This is a genomic window from Pseudoalteromonas sp. NCCP-2140, from assembly GCF_023708065.1.
In the GTDB taxonomy this organism is placed as follows: Bacteria; Pseudomonadota; Gammaproteobacteria; order Enterobacterales; family Alteromonadaceae; genus Pseudoalteromonas.
This window is the reverse complement of record NZ_BRCZ01000004.1, coordinates 163107-179743: the sequence shown is the minus strand read 5'-3', so window position 1 is coordinate 179743 and position 16637 is coordinate 163107. Positions and strand designations below refer to the sequence as shown.

The 16637-nt window shown below is 40.3% G+C and carries 18 protein-coding genes; 8 read left to right on the top strand and 10 right to left on the bottom strand.

Annotated elements, in window-relative coordinates:
* The first annotated feature begins 74 nt into the window (after positions 1-74).
* The 5 genes from NFU46_RS10045 to NFU46_RS10025 all read left to right on the top strand — a co-directional run bounded on the left by NFU46_RS10045 (position 75) and on the right by NFU46_RS10025 (position 3708).
* Positions 75-1589 carry a curlin gene (locus NFU46_RS10045; protein WP_251601556.1) on the top strand — a complete coding sequence of 505 codons (1515 nt, stop codon included), beginning with the start codon at positions 75-77 and terminating at the stop codon, positions 1587-1589.
* A gap of 35 nt (positions 1590-1624) precedes the next feature.
* On the top strand, positions 1625-2017 hold the full coding sequence (locus NFU46_RS10040) for a curli production assembly/transport protein CsgE (protein WP_251601554.1): 393 nt from the start codon (positions 1625-1627) through the stop codon (positions 2015-2017).
* The gene (locus NFU46_RS10035) at positions 2007-2432 is read left to right on the top strand and encodes a curli assembly protein CsgF (RefSeq protein ID WP_054562528.1); all 426 of its coding nucleotides are present in this window, start codon (positions 2007-2009) and stop codon (positions 2430-2432) included. The genes NFU46_RS10040 and NFU46_RS10035 overlap by 11 nt, the downstream gene beginning before the upstream one ends.
* Positions 2432-3205: a CsgG/HfaB family protein gene (locus NFU46_RS10030; RefSeq protein ID WP_251601552.1), complete on the top strand. Its 774-nt coding sequence runs from the start codon at positions 2432-2434 to the stop codon at positions 3203-3205. The genes NFU46_RS10035 and NFU46_RS10030 overlap by 1 nt, the downstream gene beginning before the upstream one ends.
* A gap of 158 nt (positions 3206-3363) precedes the next feature.
* Positions 3364-3708, top strand: a complete 345-nt coding sequence (locus NFU46_RS10025) for a hypothetical protein (protein WP_251601550.1) — start codon at positions 3364-3366, stop codon at positions 3706-3708.
* Between the two features lie 113 nt (positions 3709-3821).
* On the opposite strand, the gene NFU46_RS10020 is transcribed toward NFU46_RS10025, so the two are convergent.
* The 4 genes from NFU46_RS10020 to NFU46_RS10005 form a co-directional block, all read right to left on the bottom strand.
* Positions 3822-4520 carry a helix-turn-helix transcriptional regulator gene (locus tag NFU46_RS10020; protein ID WP_251601548.1) on the bottom strand — a complete coding sequence of 233 codons (699 nt, stop codon included), beginning with the start codon at positions 4518-4520 and terminating at the stop codon, positions 3822-3824.
* A 164-nt stretch (positions 4521-4684) separates the two neighbouring features.
* Positions 4685-6193 carry a trehalase family glycosidase gene (locus NFU46_RS10015; protein ID WP_251601546.1) on the bottom strand — a complete coding sequence of 503 codons (1509 nt, stop codon included), beginning with the start codon at positions 6191-6193 and terminating at the stop codon, positions 4685-4687.
* 9 nt (positions 6194-6202) lie between these two features.
* Complete coding sequence (locus NFU46_RS10010; protein WP_251601544.1) at positions 6203-7453, bottom strand: sugar MFS transporter; 1251 nt, start codon at positions 7451-7453, stop codon at positions 6203-6205.
* A gap of 101 nt (positions 7454-7554) precedes the next feature.
* Positions 7555-8562: a LacI family DNA-binding transcriptional regulator gene (locus tag NFU46_RS10005; protein ID WP_251601541.1), complete on the bottom strand. Its 1008-nt coding sequence runs from the start codon at positions 8560-8562 to the stop codon at positions 7555-7557.
* Between the two features lie 264 nt (positions 8563-8826).
* On the opposite strand from NFU46_RS10005, the gene NFU46_RS10000 reads away from it, so the two are divergent.
* On the top strand, positions 8827-11085 hold the full coding sequence (locus NFU46_RS10000; protein WP_251601539.1) for a TonB-dependent receptor: 2259 nt from the start codon (positions 8827-8829) through the stop codon (positions 11083-11085).
* Between the two features lie 52 nt (positions 11086-11137).
* On the opposite strand, the gene NFU46_RS09995 is transcribed toward NFU46_RS10000, so the two are convergent.
* The 3 genes from NFU46_RS09995 to NFU46_RS09985 are packed head-to-tail and all read right to left on the bottom strand — an operon-like array spanning position 11138 to position 12796.
* Positions 11138-11761, bottom strand: a complete 624-nt coding sequence (locus NFU46_RS09995; RefSeq protein ID WP_251601537.1) for an SGNH/GDSL hydrolase family protein — start codon at positions 11759-11761, stop codon at positions 11138-11140.
* Entirely contained in the window at positions 11761-12285 is a 525-nt protein-coding gene (locus NFU46_RS09990) for a DsrE family protein (protein WP_251601535.1), read from the bottom strand. Before NFU46_RS09990 ends, NFU46_RS09995 begins: the two co-directional genes overlap by 1 nt.
* A 46-nt stretch (positions 12286-12331) precedes the next feature.
* On the bottom strand, positions 12332-12796 hold the full coding sequence (locus NFU46_RS09985; protein ID WP_062565811.1) for a flavodoxin family protein: 465 nt from the start codon (positions 12794-12796) through the stop codon (positions 12332-12334).
* Between the two features lie 76 nt (positions 12797-12872).
* Here NFU46_RS09985 and soxR point away from each other — a divergent pair, with 76 nt between their 5' ends.
* Positions 12873-13328, top strand: a complete 456-nt coding sequence (gene soxR, locus NFU46_RS09980; protein ID WP_251601533.1) for a redox-sensitive transcriptional activator SoxR — start codon at positions 12873-12875, stop codon at positions 13326-13328.
* Between the two features lie 57 nt (positions 13329-13385).
* On the top strand, positions 13386-13985 hold the full coding sequence (locus NFU46_RS09975) for a hypothetical protein (protein WP_244926762.1): 600 nt from the start codon (positions 13386-13388) through the stop codon (positions 13983-13985).
* 39 nt (positions 13986-14024) lie between these two features.
* Here the strand turns inward: NFU46_RS09975 and NFU46_RS09970 are convergent, their stop codons facing one another.
* The 3 genes from NFU46_RS09970 to NFU46_RS09960 form a co-directional block, all read right to left on the bottom strand.
* Positions 14025-15191: a lipase family protein gene (locus tag NFU46_RS09970; protein WP_138618920.1), complete on the bottom strand. Its 1167-nt coding sequence runs from the start codon at positions 15189-15191 to the stop codon at positions 14025-14027.
* A gap of 30 nt (positions 15192-15221) precedes the next feature.
* A complete protein-coding gene (locus NFU46_RS09965) occupies positions 15222-15737 on the bottom strand; it encodes a DUF6795 domain-containing protein (protein ID WP_105181748.1) in 516 nt (171 codons plus the stop codon).
* A 140-nt stretch (positions 15738-15877) separates the two neighbouring features.
* On the bottom strand, positions 15878-16591 hold the full coding sequence (locus NFU46_RS09960; protein WP_251601531.1) for a hypothetical protein: 714 nt from the start codon (positions 16589-16591) through the stop codon (positions 15878-15880).
* Positions 16592-16637 lie beyond the last annotated feature (46 nt).

Genomic DNA, 16637 nt, shown 5'->3' with positions numbered 1-16637 from the left:
TGCTGGTACATGGTTCTAAAAGCGAAAATAATAATTTTAGAGCTTTGATTAATAATAATTTAAAGGGAATAATCATGAAGTTAAGAAAGTCTCTACTTACCTGTGCAATTACTATTGCGTTAGGTTCAAGCTTTGCAGCAAGTGCAAACACAGATGATAAAACACAATCTAGCACTGAGCTTGCAAGCCAAGTTTCAACACTGGGTGTATCAAACTCAATTACCCTAGATCAAGTATCGGTTACCGGTGTTGGTAACGATGCGGTTATTGCTCAACAAGGTACAGGTCATCGTGCAGAAACTGTCAGTGTAGGTGATGGCAACATGGTTGAAGTAAGCCAAGCACAAACATCTAACTTATCTCTTATCTACAACACAGGTGACGATAATACTGTTTCGCACAGCCAAAACGGTACCATGAATGGCGCATTGTCTGAAACCGTTGGTGTTGGCAATGCTATTCGCGTTGAGCAAGAAGGTGCAGGATTCTTTGGTGTTAACAACGAAGCTATCAACGTCATGGTTGGTGATGAAAATAGCGCAACTGTAACGCAAGGTGATGGTGGCCATTGGTTCTACAACTTTGATTTACAGGGTAACAGCAACACTATTAGCGCAGAACAAAGCGGCTTATTAAATGAAGCGACTTTCAATGTAATTACAGGTGATGATAACAGCATCGATGTAATGCAAGAAGGTGTTTTCAATGCGTTTACCTCTGATGAAGTAATTGGCAATGGCAATGAGCTTACTATTGACCAAACAGGTTCATTTAATAGCACTGCACTTACTTCACTACGTGGTGATTATAACGAGGTTAAGTTTGAACAAGACGGTGATTCTAACAGCGCATTAATTGCAGAAATCACAGGCAATGAGAACGAAGTTAAATCTGATCAAGAAGGCAACAGCAACAGTTTTGAGTCAGGTGTCATTGTTGGCGATGGCAATACGCTACTTGTTAATCAGAAGCAAGATGGAAATACCGCTGGCTTAGATGCTATTGGCAACGACAACGAACTCACTGCATTCCAAAATGGTAACGGTAATGATGTGTACTTAGGTGCTATTGGCGATAGCAATGAGTTTGTTGCTAACCAAATTGGTGACGCAAACAGTGCTCACGTTGCTAACTTCAATGGTAGCGACAACAACGTTGATATTGCTCAAGGCGGCAATGAAAACACGGTACTAGTCCAGTCTTCATACCCAGACGACTCACTCTCTTCAAACGATAATGACATTGCAGTTAATCAGCTGGGTGACCTTAACGAAGCGGCATTAACATTCGCAAGCGTGCTTGATAGCAACAACAACCAAGTTGCTTTCACACAAGTTGGTGAACTCAATGCCATCGACCTGATTATGGAAGGTAGCAACAACTCTGTTGATATTAGCCAAACAGGCTCAGAAAACTTTGTTGTAGGTATAGGTGAAAGTGCATTCTTGCTAGGCGGTGAGGGTAACTCACTGGTCGTTGTACAAGACGGCAACGCAAACCTTGTTGAAGGCTCAATGATTGGCTCTAACAGCACAGTTGTTATCACTCAACTAGGTGATGGCAATACCGCAACTGTAACCCAAGAATAATCGCTTAAGAGGGAGCCTTGCTCCCTCATTCCATTATGAAAATAAAAAACTTACTACGCATATGTTGCATCGTGCTTGCAGCTCAAAGTACGGCTAGTTATGGCGAAGACCTCGAAATCGATGGCTTAGTACTCGATAGAAGTATTAGCCGATTTGGCCATCAATTTTATTTTGAGTTTGCCAACCTATGGCGCGATTTACCTTCAACAGCAGGTTTTAATATCGAAATAAAAGAAACGGTATTACCCCGAGCGGGGACTCGACTTGTCTTAAAAATGAATAACCAAATAGTGTACGTCACTTATTTAGGACGTCGCTTAGAGCCATTAGATGAACGTGTAAAACAAGCCATGTATAGCGTGATGGATGCCATGGCACGCAGTCAAATGCAGCAATCATCACCCGATATGGCAAAAAATGGATGGTAAAATGAAATACTTAACAACACTAATAATAATCCTCTGCCCTCTTTCTAGTTGGGCAACCGAACTCGTTTATACCCCAATTAACCCAAGCTTTGGTGGCAGCCCATTAAATGCCAGCATGCTACTTAATAAAGCGCAATCACAAAACAAGCACAAAGCGCCGGTTATCGAACAAACCTACGGGGAAAAATTTCAAGATTCGTTAGAGCGTACCTACTTAAATAGAATGGTACGAGAAATCACAGATATGGCATTTGGTGACGAAATCGACGACAGCATCTTTAATGGTGACTCGACCTTTATGACGGGTGATTATGAAATTCAAATTATCACCAGTACCAGTGACACAATCACCGTTAGAATTACCAACACCTCTGATGGCACAGTGACAGTAATTGAAGTACCGAGGTTTGGATAATGAAGACATTCACATTAGCAGCAATGGTATTACTTCTGTCGGGTTGTTCATCAATGGGCAATTTAATCCCACCGACCAAACAACTAGCAGACTCTCTTGAGCCAACCGAAACTTTCCAGGCTTTGCAGGCCCTTCCTCAACCAATGGGAAGCATTCCTGTGTCAGTGTACTCATTTCGTGACCAAACTGGGCAATACAAACCACAGGCAAATGTAAGCTCATTTTCTACCGCAGTAACACAAGGTGCTAACTCTATTTTAGTGCAAGCATTGCATGAATCTGATTGGTTTATTCCGGTAGAACGCGAAGGTCTACAAAATATCTTAACTGAGCGTAAAATAATTCGCGCTGCGCAAGCCGAAAACGATAAGCTACCTGAATTACCACCACTCACGACAGCTAAAATAATCTTAGAAGGCGGTATCATTAGCTACGACACAAATATCAAAACCGGCGGGATTGGTATGGAATACTTCGGGATTGGCGCATCAGAGTTATATCGTGAAGATGCAATCTCAATTTATTTACGCGCTGTCGATGTTCGCACAGGCCAAGTTTTGTTATCCGTTGCGACTAGCAAAAAAGTACTCAGCCAAGAAATGCGCGCAGGCTTCTTTCGCTATGTGAGCTACAAACGTCTTGCAGAAGCAGAAGCCGGATTCACCGACAATGAGCCTATGAGTATTTGCGTGACGCAAGCAATTGAAAAAGCGCTTAGCGACCTTGTATTAAAAGGTATTAACAAAGGCATTTGGTCTGCAAAAGCAGTCTAATTGAATAAGTGTGGCGCTGAACACCACAGCGCCCAATTTGAACTTTCTGCTAAATTACCCATCGAAATAAATACTTATAGCATTCAGTTAATTAAGTTTTATTTATGAAATGGATTACTTTCTCCAAATGCGCTTATTCTCTTATTGTTTTAGCCGCAATGATTACCCTGGTTATCATCATTGATAATTTTGACAGTTCAAAAAGCCTGCCAATTGGCTTTGTTTTATGGGGTATTTCGCCCTATTTATTAATGGCGTGGATGGTTGAACACAGTAAAACAAGAGTGACACAAATCGCCACGTTTATTGTCACTATTATGTGTGTCTTATTTGGTACTGTGACCTTAGGTTCAATCTATTTTTCTTATGATGCACAATCAGCACTGGTGTTTCTTTTTGCGCCATTATGGCAATGGCTGGGATTATTAATACTGTGTATTCCACTGTACTTTATGAATAAGCTCACATCTAAATCGAACCGAGGTTCGAATAATGCAAACTAAACTGAAGCAAGATTTTGAAGGCTACTTGCTTGAAGCTGGATTTTTAAGCATCGAGCAAGTGGCTGAATATTCTGATCAAACACTACCACTGGGATTAAACTGGCTATAGTTTGTCACTGTGTATTTTGTAAAGACAAACTCACTGCCATGTAATTTTGTGCCCAATTAGCCAGCTCCACGCGGTTACGCGATGCCGTTTTCTTGAATGCACTGTACAGGTGGGTTTTAACTGTATGATCGCTGATATTTAAACGCTCTGCGATATCTCGATTACTCGCACCTTGGGCAAGTAAGTGAATCACTGATTTTTCTCGTTTAGTCAGCAAGCTGAGGTCAATATCAGTATTTACCGAATCGTTACTAGCATTAAATTGGCTGCGAGACATTGCAGACAGCATATGGTTAAAGGTAGTAGAAATACTCTTACGGCTAAAAAACAGTTCGCCATTGATCACTCTGACCAGCCCTGCAAAAATATCTTCAGGTGACTGATCTGCAAAAAACACCCCTTTAATGCCATTTAAAAGTAAGTTTTCTTCGCAGATTGCATTAGCGTCCGCATTAAAGATAACCACTAAATGTTGCTTAGCAAGTTGCACTAACTCAGCAGGTAATAAGTCTTTCCAATGTGCGCCAGTGCTATCAATCAAATAAAGGCTAAACTCATCGCGCATAGAGTCTTGAGGCAAACTTGCATCGACTTTCACGCGCATAAAAAACGCATCGAGTATTTTAATTAAATATTGATAATTTTGACTGCGGTTTTGTAACCTTGGCTGTGTTTTTAGAAATACAGAAGTTGGTTGAATCATCTCATTTCTTCCTTGAAACATTTCATTCACAATACCCAATTTAGATACATGATTCAACCGTTTATAAGCCTTTATTTTGGCAATTTACAACATTGCTAACCCATTTGAATGACCAGACATCACGGTTAACAAAATGTAAATCACCAATACTCCCATCAACCCTTTTATAGTGAGTCATCAAGTAGTTTGTAAAAACGTGATGTTACACCGTTTGTCCAACCAAACCCTTGTTGTACTATGTATTCACCACCACCTGCACGACTAACTAATTCACACACATTGTACTTTTCAAGCAGGCACTTATCCTCTGCAAAACGCATTTCGATCATACTCACCCAATTTTTCATGATCGCCTGTGCCTCGCTGACAAAGCCATATTCAATTAAACCTTTTACAGCGAACCATTGCAGCGGCGCCCAGCCGTTAGGGCTATCCCATTGCTGTGGTGTACTACACAATGTTGTCACTAGACCACCGGGTTTTAAAAACTCACTCATCAGTTTTTGCTTTACTTGTTGAGCTTGTTGTACAGATGCTGCACCTACAAACAAAGGAACAGCCATTGCCATTGAGTCAACACTGCTTTGCTGATTGAGTCGAATGTTGTAATCACGATAAACACCCGCCTCAGAATTCCAACAATAAGTATTAATTGCATCTAAGCGCAGTGTAGCCAGCTCGGCAATAGATTGACTCTTTTGTTCTTCACCAAGTAACCGGTAAAAACGAGATAACGTATGCTCTAAGTTATACAGTAAGCTATTCAAATCTACCGGTATAATATTGGTTGTTTCAATGCTTTTTAGGTCACTATGATCGCTCAGCCAACGGCTACTAAAATCCCAGCCAGACTCGCATGCCGCGCGAATATGTTGAAAATAACTTTGCTGCTGCTCAGTTGTTAGCCCCTCAGCGTCATGTAAATCTTCTTTTAATGACTCAGGACGAGGTGTTGCCGCACTATCCCAATAGCGGTTTAAAATAGCCTTATTAGGCATTTTTACAACACGCCTAATAGCAGGCTTTTCACTGCTAAGGTCGTTACAGCCTTGCATCCAAAATTGATACTCAGCTTCAAGTGCTTTTACAGCATTTGCCAGCCAAGTTATATCTGCTTCATGTTTATATTTCGCATCCCATAGCATCGCTAACATTAACGCCAATACAGGTGGTTGCGAGCGAGAGCTATAATAAACACGGTTACCATTTGGAATACAGCCATTACGTTCTTGTAGGTCTATAAAGTTATTAACCATGGCTTCAATTGTCGTCAAGTCGCCAATATCTTCTAAACCTAAGGCTGTAAAGTAACTATCCCAGTAATAAATTTCTTGGAAACGACCACCTGGAACAATGTAATCAAACTCAAGTGGCATCAGTGAGCTTGCTAAATCAGTATCAGCATTGCGATGTAAATGTGGCCATAGGTCAAGAATATACTGTTTAACTGATGTAGTATCTAATTTCGCAGTCGGAATAGACTGATCAGCAAACACAAAGTTCGACATAACAAATTTACGCAGCTCATCACCTCTTAAAGGGCCTACAAGTTGATACAACTCACAGGCACTTTGCCAAGATAAGTTTGGCACTGCATCTGCAAACATTTTTGAATCAGCAAACACTTCTGCAAGCTGAACGTCTTTAAATAACTGGCTATTAACGAAGTTCATGATAATCCCTTATTCTGCGCTTGAGGCTGCTAAATACTGTGGCTGTAGGGTGATTTTTTTAAATACTGAAACCGTGATTAATAACAAAGCTATTGGCACTAATGTGAGATAAAACGCATGTTGACCGCTAAATTTATCGAATACAAAGCCCGTAATAATTGAGCCTGTTGTTCCACCTAATGCTGAAAAAACCACAATTAAACCTGTCATAGCCGCATGCTTGTGCTTAGCAAGTGAACTCAGCATCACAGAGTTAAGTAACGGGTAAATCGGTGCCATAAAAAAGCCAATCAACGGCAGCATGTATGCTGCAAAAGGCACATCAAACACACTTTTCACTTGGCTACCATCAACATCATGAGTCAAAGGCAGCACCAATAAAACGAGCACACCCATAGCGACCAAACAGCCCATTAGTAAACTAAACCAATTAATAAACCTAAGTACTTGCCCTGCTACCAAACGACCAAGCGCTAACGCAGCGGCAAACAAACTGGCAAGTTGGATACTGACATCGACTGGTAACTTTAAAACTTGGTTATTAAAGGTCGGTAACCAGGTGCCCACGCCTTGCTCAATTAGTACATACATGAATGCACTTACAACAAAAATGAGCACCAGGGGTTGGTAAGTCAGCTTTAACATGTCAATAAAGTCACGTAGCTGAGATTGCTGATTAGTTTTTAGTTCTGGCGATTTTATTGGTGCCGCAAGTACAGAAACAAACGCCACAGCAGCAATTGCTGCAAGCAAGTAATAAACATTCAACCAGTGGCTACTTTGCGGATTATCAGCGTCTATAAATAACGCAAAAATCCAATAGCCCGACAGCACGCCAAGCATAAACACCCCTTCAATGGTGTTTAATAATGCTGAGTGTTTATTGGCATTATCAGTTACTTGACCAATAACAGAGTAAACAGAAATTTTCATTACAGCAAAACTGCAACCAATTGCAGCAAAAAGTGCTTTTAACACCCAAAAGTCGGCAATACTTGGAACAACCAAACACATTGCTGCAACCAGTAATAAAGCACCAAGCATAGCAATTTTATAGCCTATGCGAGGGATAAATGACGCCACTATAAATGACACAATGGCAATACTAAGATCTTTAAATCCTTCAAGAACAGACGCCTGAGTTTTGGTTACATCTAAACTATTGATTGCTTGTAAAATAACAGTGCCCACACTGTTGAGCATAATAGCAAAGACAAAATAGCTGCATGCCAGCGCGATAGTTACTCTTATAGGATTCATTCACTTCAACCTATGATTATTTTAATTCAGTCTAGTTTAGCCCAAAACAAAATGCAAACGTTTGCATTTAAGATTACACATATTTCTAACATTTGATAGGCTTAGCGCTGACTCGACTGTCTATTTACTAGTTTTATTTCAACAACTTGAGACTCTGTCGACTGCCCTGATAACTGAGCTAACAACTTTTCAACAAGAATAACTGAAGCACGTTGAGTATTTTGTTTAATACTCGACAAAGAAGGATGGCTGATATCTGCCATGGCAATATCATCAAAGCCCACAAGGGCAACGTCATTTGGAATACTAATGTAACGCTCTTTCAAAGCTTTCATCGCACCAAAAGCCACCATGTCACTACATGCCATAATGCCATCAAAGCACAGCCCTTTTTCTACCAACAATTGGTTAATTCCTTTGTAAGCAGCACTACTAGTAATGTCGATAGAAAGCACGTGAGGAGTAGCTTTTGCTTCAGAAATGGCATCTATATAACCACGGTGGCGTTCACCAATTTCAGCGTGCCCAGGGTCACCTAAAAACAATATGTTTTTAGCGCCATTTGCCAATAAGTGCTCAGTTGCTAGCCGACCACCTAAGTAATTATCACTGCCAACAATGGGGTAACTGCTGGGTGTTTTTGGATCGCCCCACACAACTAAAGGGACGCCAGCATTCGCTGCCGCTTCAATATTTGCTTGGCTTTTACCTTGGCCCACCACAATAATGCCATCGGCACGGCGGCTATTAATAAAGTAATTTGCCCAATCATCACTGGCCATAAACGAATTAGAAAGTAATAACTCTAAGCCAAATTTATTTAGCGCTAAATTTATTTCACCAACAATTTTAAGTAAGAAAGGGTCGTTAATAGACTGTTCTGTATCACCATCGAGGTTAATAATAACTGCAACAACATTGGTTTTTTGGGTGCGAAGGCGGCTAGCAGCCGTGTTTAAACTAAAGTTATGTTTTTTCGCCAACTGTTGAAGTTTCTCGCGAGTTTCCTTTTTTATCAATGGGTTATCATTGAGCGCGCGGGAAACAGTCGACGTAGAAACACCGGCTAATTTCGCAAGATCAGCTAACTTTAATTTTCTATCATTCATGATACTGAAACACTGCTTTCCTTTAAAACATATGCTGGCAATATACCACCATTTTGGCTAAATCGCTGCGTCAACAAGCATAATATTTTTTCAGTAAGTAAAAACAGCCCACCTCATCCTGTGTTTAAAAAAAGGACAAAAAATTAAAAAAACAAATTGCAAACGTTTGCATAAATCTTTATGGTTTATTAAAGCAAGGTGTTAACAATTGCAAAATATTCGCTAATACATTGCTTTCAACAACATAAAAAATGGGAACACACAATGACAACTACATACACACGCAGTGCGCTAGCCTCTGCAATTTTGCTAGCTTTGAGTGGCCAAACAGTTATGGCCGAAGAGCAAACTGAGCAACCAGCTAAAGAAAAAGTAGAACGAATTATTGTATCAGGTACACCAGCAGGTATTGGCGTACGTAAAATTGATGCTGGCTATGCCGTAACCAATATCGATGCAGATCAAATCGTTAAACTATCGCCAAAAAGTACAGCAGACTTATTTAAAGCCGTGCCGGGTGTGTGGGTAGAAAGCTCGGGTGGTGAGTCTGGCGCGAACGTATTTGTTCGTGGTTTCCCTGGTGGGGGCGATGCACCATTTTTAACATTAAGCCTTGAAGGTTCGCCAATTTACCCTGCGCCTACTTTGTCATTTTTAGAAAACTCGTCGTTATTCCGTTTAGATGAAACAATCGAAACGATGGAAGCATTACGCGGCGGTCCAAACCCTGTTGTATCAAATGGCCAACCAGGTTTAACAACTAATTTCCGCCTTAAACGTGGTAGTGAAGATACCGAAGGCGTATTCAAATACACAACCTCAGATTATGACCTACAACGCATTGACGCTATGGTTAGTGGTGAAATTTCTGATGACTTATTCTTCATGGTGGGTGGTTATGTTAAAAGCTCTCCGGGTATTCGTGATGCTGGTTTCACATCAGCAAAAGGCAGCCAGTTCACCATTAATATCACTAAAGAATTAGAAAACGGCACTATTAACTTATACACCCGTCAAACAGACGACCACGGTGCATGGTACTTACCAACACCACTAAATGTTGACGGTGTTGATGCAAGCTACACGCAGCTGGGTACTTTAAATCGCCAAGCGACTATCTACACAGGCCCAAATAATGACGAGCAACAAATCGACTTAGGTGAAGGCCGTGGTTGGAAAGGTCATGTTTCTGGTGGTAGCATCAAACTTGAATTCGATAACGGTTGGAGCTTCACAGATCGCTTCAACATCACCAAAGGTGATGCAAACACGTACGGCTTAGTACCGGCAGGTTCTGCAACAACCGTTGGTGCAGTGGCAGATAACGGTGAGACAGCAACAGGTGCAGTAACTGGCACAGAATACGATGCAGACACAGCGGTTCAACAACTTGGTCGTTGGGTGGTATTAAAAGAAATTAGCGCATTCACCAACGATTTAGCATTTGCTAAAAAGCTTGATAACTTATCACTGGCATTTGGTTACTACACAGCAAGCACATCAGCAAATGACTGGTGGAGCTTAGGTAACACAGCGTATCATGTACTAGAAGCAGGCGGCGAAATGCTAGACGCCATAGAGTGTAATGAAAGCTATGATGGTTGTGGCTTTAACTACGATATCAATTCAACAGGTGATGCACGCACCAATGCGTTTTACACAACAGCTCAATATAAATTCAACGATGACTTTACACTTGATGCAGGTATTCGTTTTGAAAACCACGAGGTGGAATACTCAGTTGATGAAAACCTAGATGGTGTGATCACTCAGTCTGTTCAATATGACGAAAGCAAAACATCGTGGACAACAGGTATTAACTATTCAATTACCGATGATATGGGCGTATTTGCTCGCGTAAACCGCGGTTATAAAATGCCTTACTTCGACGACTTCCGCGATAACTTTAGTGCATACGAAGGTGGAGAAAAGTTAATTAAAGAAGTAACACAAGCCGAGTTTGGTTATAAACTATTAACTGATAGCACCGATTTCTATGCAACATTCTTCACTAACGAAGTAAAAGGTGACACCTTTGTTCGCCGCCCTGGTGTACCCGCTGAAATCTTAACCAACGAAGCATACGGTATTGAGCTTGATTATAACTACAACCACGAATCTGGTTTCTCAGTGAACTTAAACTCAACGCTTCAAGAAACTGAAATCACTGAAAGCCCAAGCAACGAAGGTAACGAAAGCCAACGTCAGCCAAAATGGCAAGTACGTGTAACACCAAGCTATGACTTTGAAGTAAGCGACATGTATGCAACCTTATACGGCACAATCTCAGCGGTTGATGATCGTTGGGGCGACAACGAAAACACAGTGGTGTTAGAAGGTTACGAAAAAGTAGACATTGGTTTAATTGTTGAGCCTATGGAAGGTATTAAAGTGCAGCTAGCAGTTGATAACTTAACTGACGAGCAAGGTATCACTGAAGGTGACCCTCGTAATGCTGATGCACCGAATGGTCGTTACATTATGCCTCGTACTACACGCTTAAGCATTAGCTACGAGTTTTAAACTCTCCTAACTCCCTTGGTTGTTATGCAATCAATACCCAAGCCACAGTGTTTTATAACCTGTGGCTTTTTTGTTTTACAATCAAGAACTGTAAATGCTCTGCTATATACCTATGTGATTTAAGGGTTAAATGCACACCTTCTTGCTGGCAAGGCGGAGCGATTGCTGTGATATCCAAAAATAGAGTTTGCTGTTTCACACACACTTCAGAAAAAGCCGCGACTAGCTCATCAGACTTAGCAGCCGCTCCAGCATATATAGATTGATACGCGCCAACCTCATACACCGCCGGCGGGCTTAGTATCATTATTTTGGGCAATTCGCGGTGCAGATAGTAGTTTTTTATATCTAAAATAAGTGCTTCGAGGGCTTTGGCAATATCAGCAGCCGACAGTGCAAAACGGCGCTTTAAATCATTCGTGCCGAGCTGAATAACAATCACATCTAAATGATAAGCCGCTAAGTAGGGCTCTAAGTATTTAATGCCCAGTTTGTCACCACTAAAAGGCGGGTCGTTCACCAGTGTACGATTAGGCTGACCAGCTTCTATAACTTGGTAGCCGGCACCTAATTTAATACCAAGTAAACTAGGCCAGCGCTCATCGGCAGCAAAGCGCTTACCATCGACGGGTGAAATACCATAGGTATTTGAATCACCAAAACATAAGATATTCATTAGAATGGATTCAATGTGTAACCTTGCTGTTGCAACTGTGCATGCGCGGTCATTGCCGATAACGCCATTTGCACACCAGGAATAAGCTGTTGCTGTTTTACCTTCATGTGCGTTGCAGACTGCCCGCACACATATACAAGGGTGTTATGTGTCAGCAATTGTGAGATCAATTGCTGATTTTTATTGTCACTGCCAAAGCGCTGTTTATAAAAACTGTTTTCCAGTACATCAACACTTGCGCCACCATGCACAACTAAAGCAAGTTGAATGTTCTCAGGCTTCACACCATGGGCTATATGCATATTAATGAATCGTGCTAATGAGTTCATTTTATTATTCTGCGCCCCTTTTTCTGCTGCATCAGCTACATCAAACGCCACTTTGAAAACCGTTTGATCAGAGATTGCTGCATGATTTGGCACATCATAATAAAAACCAAAACCTTTAATAGCAGGCTCAGCTTGCTCTGCATGACTAAACGAAGATAATAAGGCTAAAGATAAACCTAACAGTGTTGATTTCATATAAGTTCCTGTTGTTTTTACTCTAGCCTACCTTGTTTAAACCCGTTTAACTAGCATCAATATGTTGGTGCGCTTTAAAGGTCATGCCTAAGTAATTAAAGGTGTTTTTAAACATCTCGATAAACGCGTTAGGCGCGTGAGCAGATCCTGCATTTGAGAGCAATGAAAACTGCTTTTCACGCAGTGTTCTCAGTTTTGGCCTGAGTGTTTCATCATCCATGTAATCAGTGATCCGGTCTAAAAACGCTTTAAACTGCGGTGTAGTGTTATACCAATACACTGGCGATGCCAGCACCCAGTGTTGATAATTCAACAGCGCTTCAAATACCGCATAAAAGTCATCATTTTTATATTGCTTATCGTAGCAATAAGGCGAGATAACATAGTCATCTAGACATACTACATCGCCGCCATATTGTGCTTTATAATCATTAACTTGTAAGCTCGTGTTACCCTTTTTTCGTGCACTTGAATAAATAATTACCGTATTTGTTATTGGTTTTTGTTGCATGACTATCACTCCTTTTTTATGATGTGCGCAGCGTAAAACCTCAAGCTAACTTTAGGTCAACACCTTGGAGCAAATTATGTCAGATAAGAAACTTATTGATGCAAACCTAGCAGTTGGCTTTGTGGCAAAACGCAGTGGCGTAAAAGTTTCGACCTTGCATTTTTATGAGTCGAAAGGGCTTATTCGCAGCTGGCGTAATAACGGTAACCAGCGCCGTTATAAACCCGATGTTTTGCGCCGAATTGCCGTAATAAAAGCTGCGCAAACCATGGGCATAACTCTTGAAGACATTAAACAAACTTTAGGCACCCTACCCGAGCAACGCACACCCACTAAACAAGATTGGGCAGCTCTTTCAAAAGTCTGGCAAACGCAATTAGATGAACGAATTCAATACATGCAACGATTACGCGAGCGCGTTAACGGTTGCATTGGCTGCGGCTGTTTATCAATGGCCAAATGCCCTATCTACAACAAAGATGATTATTTAGGTGAAGAGCACAGCGGCGCTGTACTGTTAGAAAGAGATTAAGTTTATTAATAAAACAGCTGTGAGATACTAAGTCAAAATAATAAAAGGAATTTAATAATGGATAAAGGAAATACTCCAAAGATCACTACCGCATTCAAAACCGTTGATAATAAAGAACTAAAAAGTACTGGTTTTTGGCTAAACCAATTATTCCTCGTTTTTTCAACTATTTTCGGGGTTTATCTTGCAGCCCAAAGTGGTTTAGAGCAAGCTTTAAAATTCGACTCTTTCAGTAAAATGGAAGATAACTATTATCTTAGAACTTCTTTATATGATGAAGTTAAAGATAATGCTGAACATCTCAAAAAATTTGCTAACTTACTAGCAAAAAGCCCAGCTAAGTCTGAACTTGAATATAACAAGCCAACCATCGAAAAGTATATTTGGCAGACCATGCAGTATTCACCCACAACCTTAGAAACGCCCAGTGAGTTTTTAACTGAAATTCGTCGTTTTTACAGCAAAAGTCAATTTATTATTGATGCAGCAATCAGTAGAAAAATGTCGGCTAAACATGCTTCAAAGCAGTTAAATGAAGCAGTTGATATCATAAATAACAAGACGTTACCAAACTTAAAAAGCAGTGCATTAAAGCTACAAAGTGAGCTGAGTAAGAATGGAATACAAATAAGCTCATTAAAAGAAAACGAAAAATAATAAGAAATGGGCATGCTAACCAGCATGCCCAATATGTTATTAATCTAAGCCATTTAGGCCGTCTTTTGCGGCGCGATAAAGAGCACCAAGAGTCGAGTCAAAAGCCCACTTAATAACACTGTATGTTAGTTCTACGGCTTTGCTAACAACTTTGCCAGCAAACACCAACATATGACCAATAAGACCCAGTGTTTGTGCAGCAAATGAGGCTGATGCTTTCGCAATTTTATCTAAAGTTCGAGCAAGCATGTCGTAAAATGTCAGGCCTGTTCCAATCGCTGCTTGTGCTGCAACAGCACTGTAATAACCAGCATCTTTTAATAAGGTAACAAGCGCCGCACCTAATTTATCTGCCCAATGTGAATTGAATGATGCTTGATTACGATCTTCAAAATTTAAACGCACAGGTGTATTTAGATAATGATTCGCACGGATTGTCAGGTTGCCCCAATCATTACTATTTGCGGTATTGATGTAGCCAGGAGTCCCACTGAGTTTGTGGGCAGCCCCTTTTAAACCTTGCCCGCTGTCTAAACGAATTTCTTGGCCCTGATAAGGAGCATGAGAAAATGGCCATAACGGCACTTTAGTGACAGGATCGGCACCATGAGTACAACGATAAATCTTATCGATTCTGCCTGTTGCGGCTCTTGAGAAGTTATCTAGACCAACACGAGGAGAGCCAAATGTATACAGTTTTACAGGTAACGAATATTCAGCTTTGATCCAATCTGCCGCTAACGTTGCAAGTGCACCACCTAAGCTATGGCCAACTAAATGTACGCATCCTGTTACTTTGTCACGTATATTTGCTGTTACAAACTCTTGCAGGCCCGGCTTCATGGTGTAAAACGTTTTATTAAACCCCGCATGAACCATACTACCGTTTGAACCACCACTTAAACCGAAGTTTGCATCTGTTAAACCATCTCTTAAAGAGGCTGTGCCACGAATAGTGATAACAGAATCACCTTGAAACTCATTTTTTCCGTGTGCAACTAAACCAAAACCTGTGCTTAAACCAAATAAATGAGAGAAAAAACCACCCGACACACCTTGTACAGCACTTGGGTTAATTGAGAAATTAAAGCTATTTCGCAAAGAAGCGTGCAATGAGTGGTTAAGTAAATTAGTTGTTTTAATACTTTTTGCTTTATAAGCAAGCTCAGCGAGTTGCACCGCTTGAGTAGGCGTCAAGGTATTCATATAAGTTCCCTTTGTATGAGTCGTTTTAGGTTAAAGTTTACATGATGTATAAATCGCAAAAGTATGGCTTGTATCTTCTTCGATAGGAATATCGTATGTTTCTGGCTCTTTAGAAATATCGCATTCTAAATCAGCAAGTAATCGTTTGAGGGTTTGACTATTTTCATGAAGTGACACAAGTGTATACCACAATACTATTCCCTCTGGCGTGCCATTCTCTAAATAAATGTGCTGTACCAATGAGTCATTATCGAACATATTAGCTGGCTTACTGGTTTTAATTGTTTTTTCTGAAAACGTAAAATAGCCCTGTTCATCTGTTACTGTTTCGTCGATATATTCATCACCGTAAGTAAGTGAACGCATCACTTTGGTATTTGCAACAGGCTTCCCATCATCAAATAGCTGCCCTTTAACAGGGGCAGACAAAATAAAATCACTTTTATTAAAAAAACCAAACATATTCGCAAATACCTGTGTCGTAGTGAATAAAACAAATAATGTAGCAATTAATATAGCTAACTGCCTAACCCTTGATGAGAACACACCAAGCCTCCTTGCAATGCAATTTATGGCAACAAAAACCGTATTATGCTGATTTATACATTATTAATTTACGCAGAATAAAAACAACAAAACAGGTACAAATAATAACTAAAAAACAACCTCCCTTGCAAGATCAAAAATCAAACTTCAGCAGTAAAAAATATTACACGTATAATTTTTACGATAATAGCTACCCCAACTCCCATTGATAATATATATGCATAAAAGAAAGCAATCGCTCCGCCAGATGGGTCATTTATTTTATTAATTTCCATATACATAGAGCAAAAAATAAAAAATATGACGATATTTATAAACAAGCCAAGAATAAAACTACCATCAACGAGTGGTGATATACCGATTAACGCTGCAGCAAGTATCAAAAAAGTACCAGATAATGCTGGCTTTAATTGAAAACGAAACTCGAGTACTTTAAGTAAAAATGTAAAAACCATTAAACCTAAATAGTAAAATGAAGGCCAAAATAGCTGATAAAACGGCTCAACTTGCTGATCAGCATCAGCAATTGTTGGCTGAACTTCTGATGAGCCTGTAAATAATGAAATTAACCAATATATAACGCCAAAAATAAGCAGCCACGACGTCACAAAACGCAAAGTTAGGATGAGATCCAATGGCCTTTTACCCTTTGACTCTAAAGTTTTAGCAAGTGTTAAACCTAATAGTGTGACGCCAGTTAACATCCCAACTGCGAACCAAAACTGCTCCATGTAAAAATAAGCAACACTAGGCGTGATACCCAAAAGACCAAAGTTAAATAGCATGACAGTCGAATCTTGCGAGTCTTCATTAAGATCAACTTCTTTTGCAAATAACGCAAAGTAAACAAACAATGGCTGTAACAGTAGCATTAAAATGCACGCATTCATTAATGACATA

Excerpts from the sequence above, each read along its gene's own strand:
- NFU46_RS10045 (WP_251601556.1), top strand. The coding sequence starts at position 75 with ATGAAGTTAAGAAAGTCTCTACTTACCTGTGCAATTACTATTGCGTTA.
- NFU46_RS10015 (WP_251601546.1), bottom strand. The coding sequence starts at position 6,193 with ATGAACTTCGTTAATAGCCAGTTATTTAAAGACGTTCAGCTTGCAGAA.
- NFU46_RS10035 (WP_054562528.1), top strand. The coding sequence starts at position 2,007 with ATGGATGGTAAAATGAAATACTTAACAACACTAATAATAATCCTCTGC.
- soxR (WP_251601533.1), top strand. The coding sequence starts at position 12,873 with ATGTCAGATAAGAAACTTATTGATGCAAACCTAGCAGTTGGCTTTGTG.
- NFU46_RS10025 (WP_251601550.1), top strand. The coding sequence starts at position 3,364 with ATGATTACCCTGGTTATCATCATTGATAATTTTGACAGTTCAAAAAGC.
- NFU46_RS10010 (WP_251601544.1), bottom strand. The coding sequence starts at position 7,453 with ATGAATCCTATAAGAGTAACTATCGCGCTGGCATGCAGCTATTTTGTC.
- NFU46_RS10005 (WP_251601541.1), bottom strand. The coding sequence starts at position 8,562 with ATGAATGATAGAAAATTAAAGTTAGCTGATCTTGCGAAATTAGCCGGT.
- NFU46_RS09985 (WP_062565811.1), bottom strand. The coding sequence starts at position 12,796 with ATGCAACAAAAACCAATAACAAATACGGTAATTATTTATTCAAGTGCA.
- NFU46_RS09975 (WP_244926762.1), top strand. The coding sequence starts at position 13,386 with ATGGATAAAGGAAATACTCCAAAGATCACTACCGCATTCAAAACCGTT.
- NFU46_RS10020 (WP_251601548.1), bottom strand. The coding sequence starts at position 4,520 with ATGATTCAACCAACTTCTGTATTTCTAAAAACACAGCCAAGGTTACAA.
- NFU46_RS10000 (WP_251601539.1), top strand. The coding sequence starts at position 8,827 with ATGACAACTACATACACACGCAGTGCGCTAGCCTCTGCAATTTTGCTA.
- NFU46_RS09995 (WP_251601537.1), bottom strand. The coding sequence starts at position 11,761 with ATGAATATCTTATGTTTTGGTGATTCAAATACCTATGGTATTTCACCC.
- NFU46_RS09970 (WP_138618920.1), bottom strand. The coding sequence starts at position 15,191 with ATGAATACCTTGACGCCTACTCAAGCGGTGCAACTCGCTGAGCTTGCT.
- NFU46_RS09990 (WP_251601535.1), bottom strand. The coding sequence starts at position 12,285 with ATGAAATCAACACTGTTAGGTTTATCTTTAGCCTTATTATCTTCGTTT.
- NFU46_RS10040 (WP_251601554.1), top strand. The coding sequence starts at position 1,625 with ATGAAAATAAAAAACTTACTACGCATATGTTGCATCGTGCTTGCAGCT.
- NFU46_RS10030 (WP_251601552.1), top strand. The coding sequence starts at position 2,432 with ATGAAGACATTCACATTAGCAGCAATGGTATTACTTCTGTCGGGTTGT.